Annotated in this window: 18 protein-coding genes; 8 read left to right on the top strand and 10 right to left on the bottom strand. The window is 68.4% G+C overall.

Annotated features, from left to right (window positions below):
• Positions 1-12: 12 nt before the first annotated feature.
• From ACQY9P_RS16055 to ACQY9P_RS16040, 4 genes are all read right to left on the bottom strand, one after another.
• On the bottom strand, positions 13-3,150 hold the full coding sequence (locus ACQY9P_RS16055) for an efflux RND transporter permease subunit (protein ID WP_421738211.1): 3,138 nt from the start codon (positions 3,148-3,150) through the stop codon (positions 13-15).
• Positions 3,150-4,280, bottom strand: coding sequence for an efflux RND transporter periplasmic adaptor subunit (locus ACQY9P_RS16050; protein ID WP_421738212.1), 1,131 nt, complete (start codon positions 4,278-4,280; stop codon positions 3,150-3,152). The genes ACQY9P_RS16055 and ACQY9P_RS16050 overlap by 1 nt, the downstream gene beginning before the upstream one ends.
• Before the next feature lie 121 nt (positions 4,281-4,401).
• On the bottom strand, positions 4,402-5,070 hold the full coding sequence (locus tag ACQY9P_RS16045) for a hypothetical protein (RefSeq protein WP_421738213.1): 669 nt from the start codon (positions 5,068-5,070) through the stop codon (positions 4,402-4,404).
• A gap of 119 nt (positions 5,071-5,189) precedes the next feature.
• Complete coding sequence (locus ACQY9P_RS16040; RefSeq protein WP_421738214.1) at positions 5,190-5,966, bottom strand: class II aldolase/adducin family protein; 777 nt, start codon at positions 5,964-5,966, stop codon at positions 5,190-5,192.
• A 150-nt stretch (positions 5,967-6,116) separates the two neighbouring features.
• Here ACQY9P_RS16040 and ACQY9P_RS16035 point away from each other — a divergent pair, with 150 nt between their 5' ends.
• The 5 genes from ACQY9P_RS16035 (at position 6,117) to ACQY9P_RS16015 (ending at position 9,435) form a co-directional block, all read left to right on the top strand.
• Positions 6,117-6,791 carry a DUF969 domain-containing protein gene (locus ACQY9P_RS16035; protein WP_421738215.1) on the top strand — a complete coding sequence of 225 codons (675 nt, stop codon included), beginning with the start codon at positions 6,117-6,119 and terminating at the stop codon, positions 6,789-6,791.
• Positions 6,788-7,744, top strand: coding sequence for a DUF979 domain-containing protein (locus ACQY9P_RS16030; RefSeq protein WP_421738216.1), 957 nt, complete (start codon positions 6,788-6,790; stop codon positions 7,742-7,744). Before ACQY9P_RS16035 ends, ACQY9P_RS16030 begins: the two co-directional genes overlap by 4 nt.
• Complete coding sequence (locus tag ACQY9P_RS16025) at positions 7,722-8,747, top strand: DUF2891 domain-containing protein (RefSeq protein ID WP_421738217.1); 1,026 nt, start codon at positions 7,722-7,724, stop codon at positions 8,745-8,747. Before ACQY9P_RS16030 ends, ACQY9P_RS16025 begins: the two co-directional genes overlap by 23 nt.
• 143 nt (positions 8,748-8,890) lie before the next feature.
• Positions 8,891-9,094, top strand: coding sequence for a hypothetical protein (locus ACQY9P_RS16020; protein WP_421738218.1), 204 nt, complete (start codon positions 8,891-8,893; stop codon positions 9,092-9,094).
• A gap of 8 nt (positions 9,095-9,102) precedes the next feature.
• Positions 9,103-9,435: a hypothetical protein gene (locus ACQY9P_RS16015; RefSeq protein WP_421738219.1), complete on the top strand. Its 333-nt coding sequence runs from the start codon at positions 9,103-9,105 to the stop codon at positions 9,433-9,435.
• Between the two features lie 102 nt (positions 9,436-9,537).
• Here the strand turns inward: ACQY9P_RS16015 and smpB are convergent, their stop codons facing one another.
• Both smpB and dapA read right to left on the bottom strand, forming a co-directional pair.
• The gene (gene smpB, locus ACQY9P_RS16010; RefSeq protein ID WP_421738220.1) at positions 9,538-9,996 is read right to left on the bottom strand and encodes an SsrA-binding protein SmpB; all 459 of its coding nucleotides are present in this window, start codon (positions 9,994-9,996) and stop codon (positions 9,538-9,540) included.
• Positions 9,996-10,880: a 4-hydroxy-tetrahydrodipicolinate synthase gene (gene dapA / locus ACQY9P_RS16005; RefSeq protein ID WP_421738221.1), complete on the bottom strand. Its 885-nt coding sequence runs from the start codon at positions 10,878-10,880 to the stop codon at positions 9,996-9,998. The genes smpB and dapA overlap by 1 nt, the downstream gene beginning before the upstream one ends.
• Before the next feature lie 240 nt (positions 10,881-11,120).
• Here dapA and ACQY9P_RS16000 point away from each other — a divergent pair, with 240 nt between their 5' ends.
• Positions 11,121-13,232: a transglycosylase SLT domain-containing protein gene (locus ACQY9P_RS16000; protein WP_421738222.1), complete on the top strand. Its 2,112-nt coding sequence runs from the start codon at positions 11,121-11,123 to the stop codon at positions 13,230-13,232.
• 1 nt (position 13,233) lies between these two features.
• Here the strand turns inward: ACQY9P_RS16000 and ACQY9P_RS15995 are convergent, their stop codons facing one another.
• Genes ACQY9P_RS15995 through ACQY9P_RS15980 form a run of 4 tightly spaced genes read right to left on the bottom strand, consistent with a single transcriptional unit; the run spans position 13,234 to position 16,430 of the window.
• A complete protein-coding gene (locus ACQY9P_RS15995; RefSeq protein ID WP_421738223.1) occupies positions 13,234-13,989 on the bottom strand; it encodes an ABC transporter ATP-binding protein in 756 nt (251 codons plus the stop codon).
• Positions 13,986-15,032 carry a FecCD family ABC transporter permease gene (locus ACQY9P_RS15990; RefSeq protein WP_421738224.1) on the bottom strand — a complete coding sequence of 349 codons (1,047 nt, stop codon included), beginning with the start codon at positions 15,030-15,032 and terminating at the stop codon, positions 13,986-13,988. Before ACQY9P_RS15990 ends, ACQY9P_RS15995 begins: the two co-directional genes overlap by 4 nt.
• On the bottom strand, positions 14,969-15,790 hold the full coding sequence (locus ACQY9P_RS15985; protein ID WP_421738225.1) for an ABC transporter substrate-binding protein: 822 nt from the start codon (positions 15,788-15,790) through the stop codon (positions 14,969-14,971). Before ACQY9P_RS15985 ends, ACQY9P_RS15990 begins: the two co-directional genes overlap by 64 nt.
• A gap of 4 nt (positions 15,791-15,794) precedes the next feature.
• A complete protein-coding gene (locus tag ACQY9P_RS15980) occupies positions 15,795-16,430 on the bottom strand; it encodes a TetR/AcrR family transcriptional regulator (protein ID WP_421738226.1) in 636 nt (211 codons plus the stop codon).
• 165 nt (positions 16,431-16,595) lie between these two features.
• Here ACQY9P_RS15980 and ACQY9P_RS15975 point away from each other — a divergent pair, with 165 nt between their 5' ends.
• Both ACQY9P_RS15975 and ACQY9P_RS15970 read left to right on the top strand, forming a co-directional pair.
• A complete protein-coding gene (locus ACQY9P_RS15975; RefSeq protein ID WP_421738227.1) occupies positions 16,596-18,029 on the top strand; it encodes a glycosyltransferase family 2 protein in 1,434 nt (477 codons plus the stop codon).
• A gap of 18 nt (positions 18,030-18,047) precedes the next feature.
• On the top strand, positions 18,048-18,959 hold the full coding sequence (locus tag ACQY9P_RS15970; RefSeq protein WP_421738228.1) for a class I SAM-dependent methyltransferase: 912 nt from the start codon (positions 18,048-18,050) through the stop codon (positions 18,957-18,959).
• Positions 18,960-18,964 lie beyond the last annotated feature (5 nt).

The raw sequence follows: 18,964 nt of genomic DNA, 5'->3' as shown, positions 1-18,964 counted from the left end.
TTCCTCACCGGTTTATGCCGGTGAGGATTTCCCCTCACCGCTTTGTTCCCGGGCTTCATAGTCCTCGATCTGCCGCGCCGTCCACTCCGGAGACTTCGTGAAGCGGGCCAGCAGGTTGTAGAACACCGGGACGACGAACAGGGTCAGCAGGGTGGCGAAGATCGCGCCCATGAAGATCACGGCCCCGATGGTCTTGCGGCTGCCGGCGCCCGCGCCGGTCCACAGCACCAGCGGCAGGGCGCCCATGGCGGTGGCGATCGAGGTCATGATGATCGGCCGCAGGCGCAGGGCGGCGGCCTCGATCACAGCCTCTTTCACCTTCAGGCCCTCGTCGCGCAGCTGGTTGGCGAACTCGACGATCAGGATGCCGTTCTTGGCGGCGATGCCGACCAGGATGATCAGGCCGATCTGGCTGTAAGTGTTGATGGTCGAGCCGGTCATCAGCAGGCCAAACAGCCCGCCCAGAACCGCCAGCGGCACGGTCATCATGATGACGGCCGGGTGGATCCAGCTTTCGAACTGCGCGGCCAGCACCAGGAAGACCAGCAGCAGGGCCAGGCCGAACGCGATGCCCACGGCGCCGGACGCTTCCAGATAGTCCTTGGCCTGGCCGCCCCACTTGATGCTGACGCCGGGGGTCGGCCGCGACGCGGCTTGTTCCTGCAGGAACTTCACGGCGTCCTCGACGGTGTAGCCGGGCGCCAGTTGCGTGGTCAGGGTCACCGCCCGGAGGCGGTCCACGCGGGGACGATCAGGCGTGTCGCCACGCAGCTGGGTGGTCACCACGGTCGACAGCGGCACCAGGGTTCCCGACTGGGTGCGCACCTGCAGCTGGTCCAGGTCGGCGACGCTGCGGCGTTGCTCCAGGGTGGACTGCAGGATGACGTCGTATTCCTGGCCATTCTTGATGTAGGTCGTGGCGCGCCGCGACCCGAACATGGTCTCCAGCGCCCGGCCGATGGACTGGGCCGAGATGCCCAGGCTGGCGGCCTTGTCACGGTCGATCTGCACCGACAGGCGGGGCGAGGTCGGCTCGTAGTCGATGCGCGGACGCGACAGGCCCGGGTTGTCCTGGGCGGCTTCCAGCATCGGCTTGAGCCAGTTGGCCAGCTCCACATAGTCATTGCCGACCGCGATCAGGTCGACATTGGTGCCGCCGCCGCCACCGCCGCCGCGCTGGAAGGCGCCGCGCACGCTGGCCACGGCGCGGACGCCGGTGATCTTGCTCAGGGTCTTGTTGAGTTCAGCGGCCACTTCATCAGCGGTCTTTTTACGCTTGCCCCAGTCCTTGAGCACCAGCACGCCGTTGCCGGTGTTGAACTGGCTCTGGCCAAAGCGCGGCACCGAGATGATCGTCCGTTCCGCAACGCCGTCGGCGCGATACTTTTCCAGCTGACGCTCGACCTCGTTGGCCGCCTTGACGGTGTAGTCAAAGCCCGCGCCCTCGGGTCCGTTGATGTTGATGTCGACGCGGCCGCGGTCCTCGGCCGGGACCATTTCCTTGGGCAGCATCACAAAAAGACCGCCAGCCGCCACGGCCAGGACAATCACGACCGCGCCGGTCGCCCAGCTGGCGGATCGAGTGGCCAGCAGGCCTTCCAGCGAGTGCCGATAGCTGTCCTTCAGCTTGTCCATCGCCCAGTCGACCTTGCGGGCCAGCCAGCCGCCCGTGCCCGCCGGGCGCAGCAGCTTGGAGGCCAGCATGGGCGACAGGGTGAAGGCCAGCAGGGCCGAGAAGGCCACGGCCGCCGCGATGGCCACGGCCAGCTCGACGAACAGACGGCCCGTATAGCCCGGCAGGAACATCAGCGGCGCGAACACCGAGATCAGCACGACGGTGGTGGCGACTACAGCGAAAAACACCTGGCGCGTGCCCCGCAGGGCGGCCACCGGCGCCGGCTCGCCCTCGTCGACCCGGCGCTGGATGTTTTCGACCACGACGATGGCGTCATCGACCACCAGGCCCACGGCCAGCACCAGGGCCAGCAGCGTCAGCAGGTTCAGCGAAAAGCCCATCGGCGCCAGGACGATGAAGGTCGACAGGATACAGATCGGCGCGATGATCGAGGGGATCAGGGCGGCGCGCCAACTGCCCAGGAACAGCAGGTTGACCATCGCGACCAGGGCGATCGAGATGCCCATGGTGACCCACACCTCGTGGATCGCCTCGGCGGTGAAGATCGAGTTGTCGACGGCCTTGATCAGCTTCGTGCCGGCCGGCAGCGTCTTGTTGATTTCCGCGATCTCGGCGTCGACCACCTTGGAGATGGCGACGTCATTGGCCTGGGACTGGCGGGTCAGGAAGATGCCGACCTGATTGACCGTATTGCCGCGGAAGATCTTGCGGCGCTCGTTGGACCCCTCCTCCACGCGCGCGACGTCGCCCAGCTTGACCACGAAGCCACTGGCGTTGGCCGCGCGCAGCGGCAGATTGGCGAAGTCCTCGGGCTTGGAATAGCTGCGCGTCACCCGGATGGTGAAGTCCTTGCTGTCGCTCTCCAGCGACCCCGCGGGCAGTTCGACGTTCTGGCTGTTGAGGGCGTTCTCGACGTCATCCACGGTCACGCCGCGGGCGGCCATGGCGTCGGGATTGAGCCAGATGCGCATGGCGTAGAGCTGGCCGTTCAGGCCGGCCTGGGCCACGCCGGGCACCGTCGACATCCGCTCGACCAGATAGCGGTCGGCATAGTCGGCCAGCTCCAGCGGCGACAGGCTGGTCGAGGTCAGGTTCAGGATGATGATCGGCGAGCTGTCGGCGGTGGCCTTGGCGATCTGCGGGGGATCGGCCTGGTCCGGCAGGTTGGCCGACACCCGACTGACAGCGTCGCGCACATCGTTGGCGGCGTCGTCCAGGTCACGGTCGAGCGTGAAGGTGATGCTGATCTGCGAGCGGCCGTCGCGCGACGAGGAATTGACCCGGTCGATGCCCTGGATGCCCGAGACCTGGCGCTCGATCACCTGGGTGATGCGCTCTTCGATCACCTCGGCCGAGGCGCCGCGATAGGCGGTCGAGACCGACACCACCGGCGGATCGACATTGGGCAACTCGCGGATCGGCAGGCCCGTGAAGGCGGCCAGACCGATGACGCACAGGATGATCGCCGCGACGGCGGCGAAAACCGGGCGGCGGACGGAAAGATCCGAAATCATCAGTTCGCCTTGCGACCAGCAGCGCCGGCGCCCTGGCCAGGCTTCTTGCCGCCCGGACCGCCGCCGATCGGCGCGCCGTCCTGCACGCGGTTGAGGCCGTCAGCCACGATCTTGTCCCCGGGCTTCACGCCCGAGGTAATTTCGACAAAGCCGCCTGAGGCCAGCCCTGTCTCGACATTGGTGCGACGCGCGACCTGGCCCTTTGGTCCCTTGGCGATCAGGAAGACCGAGGCCTGGGTGCCTTCGAACTGAACGGCGGCCTCGGGCACGGCGGGCGCCGTGCGCACGCCCTGATCGATCGAAACCTTGACCAGCATGCCCGGCTTCAGGCGACCGCCCGGATTGGGGAACTCGGCGCGGGCCTTCACGGCGCGGGTGGTGGGATCGATGCGGGTGTCGATCTGGGCGATACGGCCCTGGAAGGTCTCGCCCGGCAGGGAGTCAGGCCGCGCCGAAATCGGCAGGCCTTCGCGCAGGGTCGTCAGATAGCGGTCAGGGACCGAGAAATCGACGCGGATCACTGAAACGTCGTCAAGGCTGACGATGGCCGTGCCTGGGCTGATCAGGGCGCCGGGCGCGACATCGGAAATACCCACGCGGCCGGAGAACGGCGCGCGGATCACCCGGTCCAGCTTCTGGGCCTGGGCCGAAGCGACACCGGCCTTCGCCGTCTCAAGGGCGGCCAGATACTGCTCGGCCGTGACGCGGGGCGCGACGCCCCGATCGGCCAGAGTCTTCCAGCGTTGATAGTCGCGCTCGGCCTGGGCCTGGCGAACCTTGGCCTCGGCGATGCCCGCGTCCTCGGAGTCGGCCTTCAGCTCGACCAGAACCTGGCCGCGCGAAACGGCCTGGCCGTCGCTGAAGTGCACGGCCGTGATCATCTCGGCGGTGTTGGACGTGATCGTAACCGACTTCAGCCCCTTGGCCGCGCCCAGCACCTCGATGCGATCGGTGAAGGTCTTGGTCGAGACGACCGTCTGAGAGACGCTCGTGGCCCGTCCGCCGCCGCCCCCGCCGGGACCACCCTGACCAGCGGCCTTTTGGCCGAACGCCAGCTTCATGCCCCCGACAACGAGCATGAGCACGACAGCGGCCAGCGCCGCCAGGAGGAAGAAATGCCTGCGGATCAAGGAAGCGACTCCAATCGCCGAAGGGATTCGGCGGACGGGACAAGGTGCGGGGACATATGCCGCCCCCCTAAAGCCGCGTCCAGTGACAGCAGGATGACGGACCATTTCAGTCCTGCAACACTCAAAAACCGCGCCAGATGCCCAATACCGCGCCGCGATCCCTGGCAATCTCCCGGCCGGTGATCGTTTCCCGCCATCCGACCTGGAGGCTCCAGGCGCCGAAGTTCCGGACAAGAGACAGTTCGGCCTTTACCCAACTGGATTTTCGAGGCCGGGCGTCCGCCTCGCCGGCATAGGTCTGGGCCATCACCAGCCAGTCGCGGGCGGGGCGAAAGCCCAGCGTCGCGTCCATCCGTGTCTCGTCGGCGAGACCCGATCGCCGCAAACGGGCCAGTTGCAGATCAGAGAAGATTTCTCCCCAGCGGGTTGTCGCTGATCGCCCCAGAAGCAGCCGCGCCTCCAGATCGAGCTCGCCCTGCCCCGGCGCCGCATAGCCGGCGTTGCGACCGTCTCCCGCCTCGGCCGCGCCAAGATAGATCGCCGCGACGGTTCGGGGTCGCTTCAGCACCGCATAGCGCAGTCCAAGCTCAACCGGACCGCGCCCCTCGTAGCGCGAGGACCCATCCCGGCCGCGGGTCAGTCCGGCTTTGGCCTGCAGGGTCAGGCGATCGGTCACGCCATGCTCGACGAAGATCGAAGCGGTCTTCTCCTCGCGTCGTTCGATCTCCCCGGTCGCGCCATCGTCACCGAACCGCTGGTCCGCCGATTGCGCCTCGACCTTGCCGATCATCTGGGTCCGCCCCCTGGGCATCGGCCAGGCGCCGGCCAGGGCCTCGTCGCCGACAGCGCAAAAGAAAGCCGCCGCGATCACCGGGATCGCGGCGGCTGATCTTCGACCCTGTCCTGGCGTCAGTCGTCGTAGCCCGGCGACTGACGATCCAGCAGGCGCAGACAGCCCGGCCAGGCCAGGCCCGCGATCATGCCCAAACCACCGCCCGTCTGGCCGCGCACCTCGGCCTGGGCGTGATCCGGCGCCATCATCACATTGTCGCGCCCCGCCGACAGGGCCATCACCTGTTGGGCGCAGGCCCGCTCCAGGAAGAACATTCCCATCCAGCATTCCGCCGCCGTCGCCCCCGCCGACAAGGTTCCGTGGTTGCGCAGCATCATCAGCTTCTTGTCGCCGAGATCGGCCACCAGCCGCTCCCGCTCGTCAAGATTGAGCGCAATGCCTTCATAATCGTGATAGGCGAGTTGAGGCAAGACGATTAGCGCCTGTTGCGCCAGCGGCAGCAGACCTTCCTTATGGGTCGAGACCGCCACGCCCTGGTCGGTATGCAGGTGCATGACGTAGTGAGCGTCTTCACGCGCGGCGTGAACGGCCGAGTGGATCGTGAAACCCGCCGGATTGATGAAGTACGGCGTCTTGTCGATGACGTTGCCGTCCAGATCGACCTTCACGAGGCACGAGGCGGTCATTTCGCCAAAGAACATGCCGTAAGGGTTGATCAGGAAGTGATGCTCCGGCCCCGGTACGCGGGCGGAGATGTGGGTGAAGATCATGTCATCCCAGCCGTGAACGGCGACGAGCCGATACAGGGCGGCCAGATCAACGCGGGCCTTCCACTCGGCTTCGCTGACCTTACCCTTGAGGGTGGTGCTGATGGACGTGGATCCGTCGGCCATGGGAGGCCTCCCTAAGTTATCGTTGTTGAGTTGAGGGTCGCGCCGGGGGCGTCGAGCGTCAAGTCCGCGTCTTTACGGAACCCGGGCCTTGCCAGTCGCCTCCGCACCCCCGACGGTCTGCGGGGAATCGTCGGGTGGGAGACTTCAGGCATGCTGACCCTTCTGGGCGTGGCGGTGATCGTCCTGGGTTTCGCCCTGCGCTTCAATCCTCTGCTGGTCGTCGTCGCGGCCGCCCTGACGTCCGGCCTGGCGGCCGGCCTGTCGCCGCTCGAGGTGCTGGCCGCCTTCGGCAAGGCCTTCAACACCAACCGCTATGTCACCATCGCCTGGCTGGTCCTGCCGGCCATCGGCGTGCTGGAACGTTGCGGCCTGCAGGAAAAGGCCCGCATGACCATCCAGGGCCTGAAGGCGGCGACGGCCGGGCGGATCCTGATCGCCTATCTGGTCCTGCGCCAGCTGACCGCCGCCCTGGGCCTGACATCTGTCGCCGGACAGGCCCAGACGGTCCGCCCACTCGTCGCGCCGATGGCCGAGGCCGCCGCCGAGGGCGCTGGGCCGCTGGACGAGGCTGACCGCGAACGGGTCAAGGCGATGGCCGCCGCCACCGACAATGTCGGCCTGTTCTTTGGCGAGGACATCTTCATGGCCATCGGCTCGATCCTGCTGATCGTCGGCTTCCTGGATCAGAGCGGCATCACCGTCGAGCCCCTGCACCTGTCGGTCTGGGCCATTCCGAGCGCGATCTGCGCCTTCCTGGTGCACGGCGCGCGGCTGCTGCTGTTCGACCGCGGGCTGGCCGCCGCCAGCACGGAGACCGGAGCATGATCGGCCTGCCGCTGGTCTATCTGATCGCCGGCGCGATGTTCGCCGCCTTCGCGGTATTCAGCGCCACCGACAGAAGCAACGCCAAACGCTGGGGCAACGCCGCCTTCTGGGGCCTGGTGGCGATCAGCTTCCTGGCGGGCGACCATCTGGGCGACCTGGGAAACGGCTTTCTGGTGCTTGGCCTGGCCCTTCTGGCCGGGACGGGACGGCTGGGCGTCGGCGCGCCCGCGACCACCGCCCCGGATGAGCGTCGCGAAATGGCCCGGAGCCTGGGCGCGCGGCTGTTCCTGCCCGCCCTGGTCATTCCTGTCGTCACACTGATCGGCACGGTCGTGTTCAAGGCCGTGACGATCCACGGCGCGCCGCTGGTCGAGGCCAAGAACGCGACACTGATCGCGCTGGCCCTCGCCGCCGTGGTCGCCGCGATCCTGGCCCAGGCGCTGTTTCGGCAACCAGCCGCCGCGCCGTTGCAGGAAGGTCGCCGTCTGATGGACCTGGTCGGCTGGGCCGCCCTGCTGCCGCAAATGCTGGCGGCGCTGGGCGCGGTGTTCGCCGTCGCGGGTGTCGGCAAGACCATCGGCGAGTTGGCCGCGGCCTGGACGCCCGTCGACAGCCGCTTCGCCGTGGTCGCAGCCTACTGCCTGGGCATGGCCGGCTTCACCATCCTGATGGGCAACGCCTTCGCCGCCTTTCCGGTGATGACGGCCGGCATCGCCCTGCCCCTGGTGATCCACCGTTTCGGCGGCGATCCGGCCGTGGTGTGCGCGATCGGCATGCTGTCGGGCTTCTGCGGAACCCTGCTGACGCCTCTGGCCGCCAACTTCAACCTTGTGCCGGCGGCCTTGTTGCAATTGAAGGACCGCTACGGCGTGATCCGCGCCCAGGCGCCGACCGCCGTCCTCATGCTGGTCGTCAACGTGGTCCTGATGAATGTCCTCGCCTTCAGGGTCTAGCGCCCCCAGCCTGGCGCGCTCGACCGCCTCGCGGTTCGCCAGGATCGCCCTGGGCCATATCGCCCGCGAATATCCCAACAAGCTGGACCATGTGATGGGCGGCGACGGCGACGCGCGCACGCCCCGAGACCTGCACCCGATCTTCTTCGGCAGCTTCGACTGGCACTCGTGCGTCCACGGCTACTGGCTGCTGGCCACCCTGCTGCGCATCCGCCCTGACATGCCCGAGGCCGAAGCGATCATCGCCCTCTTCGACGACGCCTTCACCGACGCCAAGGTCGGAGGCGAACTCGCCTATCTGGACCGCCCGGAAAGCCGAGGCTTCGAGCGACCCTATGGCTGGGCCTGGAGCCTGATGCTGCAGGCCGAACTGATGCGGCACAGGGATCGCCCCTGGGCCGCGCGCCACGCGCCCCTGGCCCGCGCCTTCGTCGAGCGCTTCGAGGCCTTCCTGCCCCTGGCCGACTATCCGGTGCGCGCCGGCGTCCACACCAACACCGCCTTCGCCCTGGTGCTGGCCAGCGAATATGCCGACATGACCGGCAACGCGGTGTTCCGTCAGCTTCTGACCACCCGGGCCATCATCTGGTACGGCCAGGACGCCGCCTGCCAGGCGTGGGAGCCTTCGGGCGACGACTTCCTGTCGCCGGCCCTGATCGAGGCCGAGGCCATGCGGAGGCTGCTGCCCAAGGACACCTTCGACGTCTGGTTCGTGCGCTTCCTGCCCGATCTGGCCCGCAAGCAGCCGTCGACGCTGTTCACCCCCGCCCGTGTCAGCGATCGCACCGACGGCAAGATCGCACACCTGGACGGCCTGAACCTGTCGCGCGCCTGGTGCTGGCGGACCCTGGCCGGCGCCCTGCCCGAGATCGACCCTGCCAAGCCCCTGGCCGTCAACGCGGCCCTCAACCATCTCTCAGCCGCCGTACCACACGTTTCCGGCGACTATATGGGTGAGCACTGGCTGGCGACCTTCGCCATGCTGGCACTCACGAACGGGTAGCATCGCGGCCAAAAATCGCGCCGCGGGAGAGTTTGCAATCGTTAACATTGGAACCGGCAGTCCACGGACTAAGGTTAACCCGTGTTTCAAGCCGCGTTCGATTCCGTTCACGCTTGGAAGTGAACCTCAAAGCGGCGCCCCCGATGAACAGCGACATCTCCAAGGCTTATCAGGACATCCAGGTCATCCCCGCGCCGAGCGGCTGGACAGTGGCCGAAGCCGGCAAGGTCACGGGCCGTTTTGAAAGCGAGGAGATCGCCTACAAGACCGCCCTGGCGATCTGCGCCCAACTTTTCGAACGGGGTATCCCCTCGCGGGTGAGCCAGACCGCGATGCATCAAGGCTAGGCGCCGCGATGACCGATCAACTGGGCCTTGCGAGCGGGTTCCGTTCAAGGCGTCATGGCCTGGCCTCGCCCCTCGTCGGCGAGATCGTCGAAGCTCTGGTGGAGCTGGGCGGCGAGGCCGATCGGCAACAGGTCGCCGACCGGATCGCCCGACGCCGGGGGGAACCGCGGGCCTCGCCGGCCTTGCTGTGCGAGTTGCGCCTCGCCCTAAGTCTTCATTGCCAGTACGCCGTCGGCGCGGACCTGGAGCCCGCCCTCGCTCAGGCGGGCGACACCTGGGCGCTCGCGCCGGACGCCCTCGCCTTTTTCAGTCGGCACATGCGGCGACAGACCGATGCCTGAGGCCCGCTCCAGCGCCCCTCGCACCCTGCGTGCCGTGCTGCTGCTGGCCGCGAGCGCCTTCGCCCTCGGCTTGGCGCTGGGTCTGGCGCTTCTCCAGCGACCTTAGTCGCCCCGGTCGCCCTTCATCAGGCGCGCCTTGTCGCGCGCCCAGTCGCGGGCCGCTTCGGTCTCGCGCTTGTCGTGGTTCTTCTTGCCCTTGGCCAGGCCGATCTCCAGCTTGGCCAGGCCCTTTTCGTTCCAGTAGAGCTTGAGCGGGATCATGGTCCGGCCGTCGCGCTGGACGGCGCCGATCAGCTTCTCGATCTGCTTCTTGTGCAGCAGCAGCGTGCGGTGGCGGCGCGGCTCGTGGTTGAACCGGTTGGCGTGGCCATAGGGCGGAATGTCGGCGTTGATCAGCTTGATCGTGCGCCCTTCGACCGAGGCGTAGGACTCGGCGATGTTGGCGCGCCCTACCCGCAAGGATTTGACCTCGGTGCCCGTCAGCATGATGCCGGCCTCGAAGGTCTCTTCGATGAAGTAGTCGTACCGGGCCCGCCGGTTCTCCGCGATCGGCTTGGTCATCAGACCAGACCCGCCTCGCGCATGGCCTCCAGGATCGCGGGCTTCACCGCGTCGGCGCAGGGCGCGATCGGCAGGCGCACGTCCGGCTCGCACAGGCCCAGATGGGCCATGGCGAACTTGGTCGGCGCCGGCGAGGAATCCAGGAACAGGGCCTTGTGCAGCTTGACCAGACGGTCCTGACCGTAGAGCGCGGTCTCCCACTCGCCGTTCAGGCAGGCGTTGATGAAGGCCGAGCAGGCTTCGGGCGCGACATTGCACGTCACCGAGATCACCCCGTGGCCGCCATGCGCCATGTAGCCCAGCGCGGTGGGGTCATCGCCCGACAGCATCACCCAGTCCGGTCCGCACTGGATGCGTTGCATGCTGGCGCGAACCAGATCGCCGGTCGCGTCCTTGACGCCGACGATGTTGGGCAGCTTAGACAGGCGCGCCAGGGTCTCGTTGGAGATGTCGACGCTGGCGCGGCTGGGCACGTTGTAGACGAGAACAGGCAGTTGAACGGCGTTGTTGATCGCCTCGTAGTGGCGATACAGGCCTTCCTGGCTCGGACGATTGTAATAGGGGGTCACCACCAGCGCGGCGTCGGCGCCGACGGCCTTGGCGTGAGCGGCCAGCTCGATGGCCTCGTCGGTCGAATTAGACCCCGCGCCGGCGATCACCGGCACGCGGCCTTTGACCGTCTGCACGCAAAGCTCGACCACGCGCTTGTGTTCATCATGGCTCAGCGTGGAAGTTTCGCCCGTGGTGCCGACCGGCACCACGCCATGCACGCCGCCCGCGATCTGGCGCTCGACAAGGGCGACAAAGGCCGCTTCGTCCACCGCGCCGTCGCGGAAGGGCGTGACCAGGGCCGGAATGACGCCCTTGAACGGAGAATGGACCATAACTTGCAATTTGCCGTGAGAAGGACGCCGCGAAGGTTGCGGCCGGACGATTGGGGCGGACATATGTATGTCGCCGCCCCGGCGCCCCGCAACCGGTGCGTCGAAGCAGGCAGCGGTTTGATGGGCCAAGGCGCGGGGGTCAAGCCCCAAGGCCGCCACAACCGTTCCTTAGGTGTCGTCGAACCTACTGGATCGCAAGATCATCGGTTCGATTCGGTAGTGAGTTAAGGAGACCGCGTTTTGGCTTCAGTGTTGCGTCGGATAGTGCTCGGAAGCGCCAGCATCGCGCTGGTCTGCGGCGTCGCGGACGCCCAGACAAACGGGCCCGTTCCGTACCAGCCGTCCTACTCGACCAGTCCCTCGCTGGTCACCACGCCGCCGACCGCGATCCCCGGGACCGTGTCGGATGTCGAGGCGGAGAACCTGCGCGCGGCCCTGGCCGCGGCGAAGAGCGGCGACGTGAGCCGCGCGCGCCTGGCCATGGGCGCCCTCCAGGACCCCCTGGCCAAAAAGATCGCTCTCTGGGCGCTGGTCGACAGCTCCGCCGAAGCGATGAGCTTCTTCGAACTCGATTCGGCCCGCCGCGACCTCGCCGGTTGGCCGCGCGCCGGTCGGCGCGAGAGCGCCGCCGAAAAGCAGCTGTCCGTCTCGGGCCTTGAGCCCGCCCGCATCATCGCCTGGTTCAGCGGCGGCCAGCCCGCCACGGCCGAGGGGGCCATGGCCCTGGCCTCGGCCTATCAGGCGACGGGCCAGAACCAGATGGCCATCGACCTGATCCGTCGCACCTGGCGCGACAAGGTGTTCGAGGCCGACGCCCAGCGCGGCATGGCCGCCCGCTTCGGGACCATGCTGACCGCCGACGACTACGCCCGCCGCGCCGACATCCTGCTGTATGGCCAGCAGGGTCCGGCGGCGCGCGACCTCGTCGCCCTGCTCCCGGTCGACCAGCAGGCCGCCGCGCGGACGCGGATCGCCTTCCGCCAGAACGCCGGCAACGCCAATGACCTCTACTCATCCCTGACGCCCGCCGATCAGGCTTCGCCCGGGGTGTCGTTCGAGCGCGCGGCCTATCTGCGCCGCAAGGGCCTGGACACCCAGGCGCTGGCCCTGGTTCCCTATTTCCCCTCGCCGCCCCCGACCGACGAGGCCGCCGCCGCGGTCTGGAAGGAACGCCGGGCGCTGGTGGTTTCGGCCCTGAAGGCCGGCGATAGCGCCGGCGCCTATTCCGCCGCCGACAACACGGGCCTCAGCGCCGGCGCCGACGCCGCCGAGGCCGAGTTCTATGCCGGCTGGATCGCCCTGGCCAAGCTCAAGCGGCCCGACGAGGCCGCCCGGCACTTCGCCGCCATCGCCGCCATCGGCGCCTCGCCGATCACCAAGGGCCGGGCCCTCTACTGGCAGGGTCGCGCCGCCGAGGCGCAAGGCGACCCGATCGCGGCCCAGTCCTTCTATGCCGAGGGCGCGCGCCACATCACCACCTTCTATGGTCAGCTTTCGGCCGAGAAGGCGGGCCTGACCGAAATCCGGCTCGATCGAGACCCGACCATCACCCAGGCCGACCGCGCCCGCTTCATGGGCCGAGAACTTGTTCGAGCCGCGCGGATGATGGCCGACATCGGCGCCCGCGATCAGTTCCGCTCGCTGGTGCTGTTCATCGACGACAACCTGCCCAACGCCGAGGAGTCGGCCCTGCTGGTCGACATGGCGCGCGGCTATGGCGACCAGGATCTGGCCATGCGCGCGGTGCGCACGGCCGCCCAGCGCGGCTTCATCCTGCCCGAGCGCGGCTATCCGCTGCTGGACCACCACTTCACCCCGGGTCCCGGCGCGGCCGAGACGGCCTTCGTCTATTCGATCTCGCGCCAGGAGAGCAATTTCGACCCCAACGCCCGCTCGGGCGTCGGCGCGCGCGGCATGATGCAACTGATGCCGCCCACCGCCGCGATCGTCGCCCGCCAACTGGGCGAGAGCCATTCGGTCGAACGGCTCTCGGAAGCCTCGTACAACATGCGTCTGGGCTCGACCTATCTGGGCAGCATGGTCGACACCTTCAGCGGCTCGTACATCATGGCGGCGGCGGCCTATAACGCCGGCCCCGGGCGTCCGGCCCAGTGGGCGACGCTATGCGGCGACCCGCGCGGCGCGGCCACCGACCCGCTGGACTTCATCGAGTGCATCCCGTTCTCGGAAACCCGCAACTATGTGATGCGGACCCTGGAAACGACGATGGTCTATCGCGCCCGTCTGAACGGCGGCGCGGCGCCCCTGACGCTGTCGCAGGATCTCAAGCGCGGCGGCTATGTCTACACGCCGTCGGTGGCCCAGGCCTACGCGCCCCCCCCTCAACCCTGAGCTAGAGCCGCCGGGCGGCCAGCACCGGGCCCGCCGGGGTGTCGATCAGCGCGCCGTCCAGCTTGAAGACGCGCGCCAGGATCTCCGGCGACAGGGCCACGCCCGGCGCGCCCTCGGCCACGACCCGGCCGCTGTCGATCACCGCCAGGCGGTCGCAGCAGCGGGCGGCCAGGGTCAGGTCATGCAGCGTGACGACGACGGCGGCGCCGGCGGCGGCCTCCGCGCGCAGCAATTCCAGGGTCAGCAGCTGCGCGTCCGGATCCAGGCCGGCGATGGGCTCGTCGGCGACGAGCAGAGGCGCGCGAGTGGCCAGCAGCCGGGCCAACAGAACCCGCGCCCGCTCGCCGCCGGACATGTCGAGCACGCCGCGTTGCGCCAGATCGGCGGCGCCCACCCTCGCCAGGCGGTCCCGCGCCACCACCAGCGCCTCGGCTTCAGGCAGATCGACCGCGCCAAGGCTGGCGACCATCTCGGCCGGCAGGTTCCATGCCACCCGGCGGTCCTGCGGCAGGTAGCCGACCAGGCTCGCGCGTTGGGGCGCATCAAGCTGATCCAGCCGCTTGCCAGACAGCATCGCCGCGCCGTCGATCAGGGGCAGCAGGCCAAGGCCCGCGCGCAGGAGGCTGGTCTTTCCCGCCCCGTTGGGTCCGACAATTCCGACGACCTCGCCCGGCTGGGCTATGAGACTGGCCGCGTCCAGCACCAGCTTGCCGCCCTGCCGCGCCTTCGCGGCGCTGATCGTCCATGCGGCGGTCACGAGCGCCAGCTCCGGGCGGCCCGCCAGGCCAGCAGGGCGAAGGCCGGCGCGCCGAACAGGGCCGTCACGACGCCCAGCTTCAGCTCCTGATCGGTGGGAACCAGCCGCGCGGCCAGGTCGGCCAGCACCAGCAGCAGAGCGCCCGCGAGCGCCGAGGGCGGCAGGATGCGGCGGGGGTCGTCCTTGACCAGGGCTCGCACCATGTGCGGCGCGGCCAGACCCACGAAGCCGATAACGCCCGCGCCCGCGACGGCGGCGCCCGTCAGCAGCGCCGCGCCGGCCACGGCGAAGGCGCGCAAGCGGGGCATGTCGAGCCCGGACATCCGGGCGGCTTCCTCGCCCAGGGTCAACATCCGGAGGCCTCGCCCGGCCTTCAGGCAAAGCCCGACGCCCAGCGCCATGGGTACAATGGCCCGCAGGCTGTCGGTCCAGTCGCGGTTCTCGACCGAACCCATCAGCCAGGCCAGGATCTCGGCGGTCGCCACCGGCGACGGCGAAAGGTTGAACACCAGGGCCGTCAGGGCGCCGCCGAAGGCGGAGAGCGCCACGCCGAACAGGATCAGGGCTTCGGGCTCGCGCAACCGCACCGCAATGGCCACCACCGCGCCGCCCGCCAGCAGGGCGCCCGCCAGAGCGCCGAGCTCAACGGCCCCGGGAACCGCCGCCAGACCGCCCGCGATGCACAGCGCGGCGCCCAGGCCTGAAGCGCCCGAGACGCCCAACACGCCGGGATCTGCGAGGGGGTTGCGCAACAGGCCCTGCATGGTCGCGCCCGCCAGGCCAAGGGCGGCGCCGACCAGGGCGGCCATGGCCACCCGCGGCGCGCGGATCGTCCACAGCACCTCGCCCGGAGGAGACCCGGGATGGGTCAGGGCCTGGAGGTACTGGCTGGCCGCGAACGGCGTTTCGCCCAAGGTCACCGCGACGATGGCCGCCATCGCCAACACCAGCACCATGATCAGGCAGAGACGCGCCACGCTCATCGGGCGTTCCGCGCCCCGGCCAGCTGCGCCGTCGCGTCGGCCACGAACCAGGCGGGACACCCCACCACGGCGCCCGGCAGGGAGGCGATCGTCCGGTCACCGGTCGCGCGCTTCAGCGCCGCGTGCCGCCCCGGCCCCCACCGATCGGATCCGGCGCGGGTCAGGTCGAAGAAGCCCAGCACGACCGCGCGCGGCGGCGTCATCACCAGGGTCTCAAGGGGCACGGGGCTGAAGAACGGCCCCTGGGCGGCGTTTGACAGGCCCGAGGCCTTCAACATCGCGTCGATCAGGGTGCCGCTGCCGGCCGTATAACCGCCCGGCGTCAGGTAAAGCGCGCGCTCGCCCTTCCAGGCCCCCGCCGAGGCCTTGAGCTGCCCGTCCATGCGCGCCAGTAGCCTCTCGCCCGCCTCTCGCCGATCCAGCGCCTGGGCGACCCTGCGGACATTGGCGCGGACACCATCGAAATCGGCGGCGTCGTCCAGACGCACCGTGCGAACGCCGCGCCGGTCGAGGGCCGCCGTCAGCCGGGCGTCGCCGCCCCACAGGCGCACGACCACCTCCGGTCGCGCCGAGACCAGACTCTCGAAGGTGGCTCGCCGTCGGGGCAGACCGACGGCCGCAGCGCGCATGTAGGAATCCGGCGCGCCGGCGCGATACGACAGGCCCACGATGCTGGCGCGCGGCGCCAAGGCCAAAACATATTGATCGGCGCAGGAATCCAGCGACATCACGCGTGGCGCGTGACCTTCGGCCCGAGCGGAAATCGGGACAATGACCATCGCCGCCGCGACGGCGCACAGCGCGCGGGCGACGACCATCGGATCAGTCCGTGACTAGGCCGTGCAGCAAGCCGTCCAGCATCATGCCCATCAACTCGTCGGACGATGACCACGTCCGGTTGGGCTTGGTGATCAACAGGGACACCAGGCCATGACAACCGGCCCACAGCACCTCGGCGGCGCTCTGCGCGGTGCCCGTCCGCAGGCGGCCCGCCGCGGCGATCTCGCGGAAGGGCTCGCTGAATTCCTCGAAGCAGCGATCGCCAAGCTCCAGTGTCCCGGCCTGTTTTTCCATCGAGATGCTCGCGCCCGATCCGCAGAACACCAGTTCATAGGTGTTGGGGTTCTCGAGCGCGAAACGCATGTAGGCGTCCAGCATCAGCCGGACCCGCGCGACGGGATCGATCTTCCGGCCGACGATATCGATATTGAGGTTCAGCAGTCTCTCGATCGCGCCGTCGCTAATCTCGAGCAGGATCTGGTCCTTGTCGCGAAAGTGCATGTAGAGGGCTGTCGAAGACACGCCCACCGCATCGGCGATCTTGCGGATCGTGGCGCCGGCATAGCCTTCGGCGATAAAGATCTTCTCGGCGGCCGCCAGAATCTCGCCACGACGCAAGTGCCCGTCGCCCTTGGGCTTTCGAGCGGACTTGTGCGGCTTCTTCAAAGCAAGCGTCACGGCTTGGCTTCCCCTGCGTTTCCCCGAATCCCGACACTAAACGGGAATCACTCAGCCGTAGCAACAATCGAGGAAAAGCGGAAAACGCGTATTTTTCCATTTGACACCCGTGGGTTGCAGATTCGTTATGTGCGCGCTGGAACATATGCGCAACGGGGGGATCGTATGGCGCGTGATGACAGCACTCTTCAACAGCACCCGCACGCCCTTTCCACGCTGCAGCTTTCAGAGAGCGACGCGCTCGAACACCCTGCGGCGGCGCCGCTGGCTGTTTCAGGCCGTGACGGCGCGCATCGACGCCTGGCGCCGCAGCAGACCGCTGTTCTGGTCGGACTTCTGGCGGTCGCGCTGCTTCTGACGGCGTTTGGACGCGACTGGGGTGGGGGCGTCATCTCCATCATCCTTCTATGCGGCTTCACCGCGACTTCACTTCTGAAGCTCGTGAGCGCGCTCACGCCGCTGGACCCAAGGCCCATCCGCGATCTCGATGACTCCGACCTGCCGATCTACACCGTCATAGCGCCGCTCTACCGCGAGGCCGAGGTGGTCGGCGAACTGGTCGCGGCGCTGGAGCGACTGGACTATCCGCACGATCGCCTGCAGGCGCTGATCGTACTTGAGGAGGACGATCACGAGACCCACCAAGCCGTTCGGGATCTGGAGCCGCCCGCCTTCATCCAGGTGCTGACCGCCCCGCCGGGCGCGCCCAAGACCAAACCGCGCGCCTGCAACCTGGCCCTGGAGAGGGCGCGCGGCGAGTTTCTGGTCATCTACGACGCCGAGGATGCGCCACATCCGGGCCAACTGCGGGAAGCCGCCGCCCGCTTCGCCGCCGACGGACCCGATCTGGCCTGCCTCCAGGCCCCGCTGCGGATCGAAAGCGATCCGCGTTTCATCCCCGCCCAGTTCGCGCTGGAATACGCCATCCAGTTCGAGGTTGTGCTGCCCTTCCTGGCCAAGGCGGGCCTGCCTTTTCCCCTTGGCGGAACCAGCAATCACTTCAGAACGTCAAGCCTGCGCGCCGTCGGCGGGTGGGATCCGTACAATGTGACCGAGGACGCGGACATCGGCTTTCGCCTGTCGGCTGCGGGAAGCCGACTGGACGTCATCGGCCTGCCCACCTTTGAACCCGCCCCGACGCGGTTTCGGGACTGGCTGCCGCAACGCGCCCGCTGGGTGAAAGGTCACATGCAGACCCTGGCGGTTCACGCCCGGGGCCCGGCCGTGCGGACGCCGGCCAGCCTGACGGCCCTGATCCTGACCCTGGCCCTATCGGTGGCGTCCTCGCACCTGCATGGCTTGTTGGCCGCCTGGGGCCTGATCGGCTTGTTGGACCTGATGACATCGGACCAGACGCCCGCGATGCGCCCGCTGGATCTCAGCCTGCTGCTTCTGGGCTGGGCGTCGGCGGCGATGGCGGGACTGGTCGGTCTGCGGCGGGCGGGATCACCGATCCGGTTGCGCGATCTGGTCGGAACCCTGATCTATTGGCCCCTGCAGAGCCTGGCGGCCGCGCGGGCCAGCGTCCAGTTCGTGTGCGATCCCTACCGCTGGGACAAGACCCCGCACGCCCCTCGCACTGGACGGGCCGCGTCCTGAAAGCGTATGGGCGAGGCGATGACCCCGACGATCGCCCCCGCCCCCCTTGTCATGCGCACCACCGGCTGGAGCGACTACGCTCTGCTGGACAGCGGCAATGGCAGGAAGCTTGAGCGCTACGGCCCCTACACGGTCGTGCGCCCCGAGCCGCAATGCTTCTGGTCGCCGCGCCTGCCGGCCTCGGCCTGGGAGGGCGCCGACGCGGTGTTCGATCCCACCGACGAGGACGAAGCGGGCCGCTGGCGCTTCAAGGGCAAGCCGATCGAGAAGTTCCCCCTGGCTTGGGGCGAAGCGAAATTCCACGGCCAGTTCACGCCCTTCCGGCACCTGGCCTTCTTCCCCGAACAGGCCGCCAACTGGGCCTGGCAGGACCAGCGCGTCCGCGCTTTCGCCAAGACGTCAGGTCGCCAGCCGAAGATCCTGAATCTGTTCGGCTATACGGGCGTCGCCTCACTGGTTTGCGCCGCCGCCGGCGCCGCGGTGACCCATGTGGACGCCTCCAAGAAGTCCGTCGGCTTCGCGCGCGAGAACGCCGCCTTCGCCGGGCTGGACGACAAGCCGATCCGCTGGATCGTCGAGGACGCCCGCAAGTTCGTGGCCCGCGAAGTGCGTCGCGGCAATGTCTATGACGGGATCATCCTGGACCCGCCCAAGTTCGGTCGCGGCGCAGATGGCGAAGTCTGGCGCCTGTTCGAGGATTTGACAGAACTGACAGGCAATTGCGCGCAACTGCTCAGCGACGACGCCTCGTTCCTGCTGATGAACGCCTATGCGGCGCGCGTCTCGGGCGCGGCGATGTCGGGCCTGCTGGCCCAGGTGCTCGAGGGCCGCAACGGCGTCATCGACTGGGGTGAACTTTCGCTGGTCGAGGAGAAGGGCGACCGCCAGATCGGGCTGTCGTTCTTCGCCCGCTGGTCGTCAGAAGGGTGAGAGAG

It is taken from the genome of Caulobacter sp., from assembly GCF_965279145.1.
Taxonomy (GTDB): domain Bacteria; phylum Pseudomonadota; class Alphaproteobacteria; order Caulobacterales; family Caulobacteraceae; genus Caulobacter.
This window is presented reverse-complemented; position numbering and strand designations above follow the sequence as displayed.

Bases quoted from the DNA above. Each gene is read 5' to 3' on its own strand.
- ACQY9P_RS16055 (WP_421738211.1), bottom strand. From the start codon at position 3,150: ATGATTTCGGATCTTTCCGTCCGCCGCCCGGTTTTCGCCGCCGTCGCG.
- ACQY9P_RS16045 (WP_421738213.1), bottom strand. From the start codon at position 5,070: ATGATCGGCAAGGTCGAGGCGCAATCGGCGGACCAGCGGTTCGGTGAC.
- ACQY9P_RS16040 (WP_421738214.1), bottom strand. From the start codon at position 5,966: ATGGCCGACGGATCCACGTCCATCAGCACCACCCTCAAGGGTAAGGTC.
- ACQY9P_RS16035 (WP_421738215.1), top strand. From the start codon at position 6,117: ATGCTGACCCTTCTGGGCGTGGCGGTGATCGTCCTGGGTTTCGCCCTG.
- ACQY9P_RS16030 (WP_421738216.1), top strand. From the start codon at position 6,788: ATGATCGGCCTGCCGCTGGTCTATCTGATCGCCGGCGCGATGTTCGCC.
- ACQY9P_RS16025 (WP_421738217.1), top strand. From the start codon at position 7,722: ATGTCCTCGCCTTCAGGGTCTAGCGCCCCCAGCCTGGCGCGCTCGACC.
- ACQY9P_RS16020 (WP_421738218.1), top strand. From the start codon at position 8,891: ATGAACAGCGACATCTCCAAGGCTTATCAGGACATCCAGGTCATCCCC.
- ACQY9P_RS16015 (WP_421738219.1), top strand. From the start codon at position 9,103: ATGACCGATCAACTGGGCCTTGCGAGCGGGTTCCGTTCAAGGCGTCAT.
- smpB (WP_421738220.1), bottom strand. From the start codon at position 9,996: ATGACCAAGCCGATCGCGGAGAACCGGCGGGCCCGGTACGACTACTTC.
- dapA (WP_421738221.1), bottom strand. From the start codon at position 10,880: ATGGTCCATTCTCCGTTCAAGGGCGTCATTCCGGCCCTGGTCACGCCC.
- ACQY9P_RS15985 (WP_421738225.1), bottom strand. From the start codon at position 15,790: ATGGTCGTCGCCCGCGCGCTGTGCGCCGTCGCGGCGGCGATGGTCATT.
- ACQY9P_RS15975 (WP_421738227.1), top strand. From the start codon at position 16,596: ATGGCGCGTGATGACAGCACTCTTCAACAGCACCCGCACGCCCTTTCC.
- ACQY9P_RS15970 (WP_421738228.1), top strand. From the start codon at position 18,048: ATGACCCCGACGATCGCCCCCGCCCCCCTTGTCATGCGCACCACCGGC.